We start from the raw sequence: 2,261 nt of genomic DNA on the forward strand, positions 1-2,261 counted from the left end.
ACGACGAGACCCTCGGTCGCGTCGAAGGAGACGGAACCGGTCTCGCCCGGCTTGACGACCAGCGTCTTCACCTCGCCCTTGTTCGGGGTCAGGGTCCAACCGTTCCACGACCCCACCGGCAGCCGCAGCGTGGCGGTGCCGCTCTCGGGCAGGTCCACGGCGGTGAAGAGGGTGTCGGCGGTGAGGATGACCTTGCCGACGAGCGGCTTGCCGTCGCGGTCCCTGGCAACCAGCGTCAGGTTCTGCCGCTGACCCTCCTTGCCGGCGCCGATCAGGGTGCGCCCGCGCACCGCACCGGTCTCGTCGGTGGCGACGATCAGGCCGCTGACCTGCTTCTCCACCGGCAGCTTGTCATACGCGGCGGTCACCGTAACGGTGGCGGTGCCGCCCGCGGGCACTGTCACCCGGTCGGCGGAGAGCGCGAACAGCCCGGCCGGCGCGGTGGCCGCGTCGAGGGCCAGCCTGAGGTCGACCGACGCACTGCCGAGGTTGGTGTAGGTGACCGTACGGTCGACGGTCGCGCCCGGCTGCTGCGGCCACGCCTGGAAACCGGAGTAGGCACTCGGGGTGGCGAAGACTGTGGCGTGCGCGGCGGCGACCGCGTCGACCCGGCCGGCACCCGCCTGGTACGGGGTGTAATCGGGGGTGGCCTTCACCGTGCTGACCAGCGCTTCCTTGATCCGCTGACCGGTCCAGTCCGGGTGCGCGGCGGCGACCAGCGCGGCCGTGCCGGCCACGTGCGGGGTGGCCATCGACGTGCCGCTCATCAGCGTGTAGTCGCCGGAGCCGCCCCGCACGAGGTGCGAGCGGGCCGCCAGGATGTCCACGCCGGGGGCGGTGATCTCGGGCTTGAGCCCGCCGTCGCCGGCGCGTGGCCCCTGGCTGGAGAAGTCGGCGAGGTGGTCGGTGTTGTCCACGGCGCCCACTGTGAGCGCGGAGTTGGCGGCACCCGGGCTGCCGATGCTGGCCGGGCCGCTGTTGCCGGCGGCGATCACGAAGAGGGCGCCGGTCTCGGCGCTGAGTCGGTCGACCGCCTGGCTCATCGGGTCGCTGCCGTCGGTGGCCTCACCGCCGAGGCTCATGCTGACCACGCGGGCCTTCTGCTCACGGGCCGCCCACTCCATGCCGGCGATGATCCACGAGTCCTGTCCGCTGCCCTCGCTGTTGAGCACCTTGCCGATGTGCAGCCGGGCACCCGGGGCGACGCCCCGCTCGGCGCCACCGGATGCGGCGCCGGTGCCGGCGATCGTCGAGGCGACGTGCGTGCCGTGGCCCTTGTAGTCGAGGATGTCAGGCTCGCTCGGCACGAAGCTGCTGGACTCGGCGATCTGACCGACGAGATCCGGATGTTCGGCGTCCGCACCCGAGTCGAGCACCGCGACGTCGACACCGGTCGCGGTGTTGCCCTCGGCCCACACTTTGGGCGCGCCGATCTGCGCGGTGGACTCGGCCAGGTCCGCGTGCACCCGACCGTCCAACCAGACCTTGGCGATGCCGTTCGCCAGGGTCGGGGCGTCACCCGTACGCCGGGTCGAACCGGCGGTCAGCGCGGTCCAGAACCGGTCGGCGGTGGCGCGCTGGCGGGTCAGCGCCGCGCCCTGCACGCTGTCCAACTGGCGGACCAGCGTGGCGCCGTCGACTGTGGGGCGGGTGCGGTTGCGGGCCGCCGCGTCGGTCATCGTGACGATCAACGGAAGCGCGTCGGTGTGCGCGTCGTCGTACCCGTCGGCGATGAGGTCGGTGACGTTGAACAGTTGCCGGTCCAGCACGCCACTCGTCACATAGGACAGCGCGGCGTCCGGGTAGACGTAGGTGTCGCCGTCGCGCACGGTGCGGTGGAAACTCGGGGTGCTGCCGTCCGGCCGGCGCACTGTCGACACCGTGCTGCCGTCCGCCGCGGTGGTGACGGTGACCGTGTCACCGGTGATCAGGGTGACGGTGGACGCGCGGCCGGCGGCGGCCGGGGGTATGCCCGCCGGGCGGTCGGGGTTGTTCGGCGGGGCGGCGGCCGCTCCCGCGCCGGGTGGGGTGAACCCGGCCGCCAGGGTGAGGGCGGCGCCGAGGGCGATCAGCCCGGATCGGCGGCGCCGGTGAGACAGAGCCACGATGACCTCTTTGTGTCGAGAAGTGGTACGCACCACAGCATCGACGCAACGCCCACCCCCACCGCGCCCCCAACCCCGACGCACTTACGCCATGGCGAGTCGCCGGTTGGTCTCGATGGCCGCCAGCATCCGCCGGTCGTGAGTGACCAGCAGCAG

General features: G+C 72.5%; 1 protein-coding gene. It reads right to left on the reverse strand.

What is annotated here, in order from left to right; all coding sequences use genetic code 11:
* Positions 1–2,105: S8 family serine peptidase (locus ABZ749_RS34130; RefSeq protein ID WP_357235292.1), on the reverse strand; the 2,105-nt coding region annotated here is incomplete at its 3' end.
* Positions 2,106–2,261 lie beyond the last annotated feature (156 nt).

It is taken from the genome of Micromonospora sp. NPDC047753, assembly GCF_040642735.1.
GTDB lineage: Bacteria > Actinomycetota > Actinomycetes > Mycobacteriales > Micromonosporaceae > Micromonospora.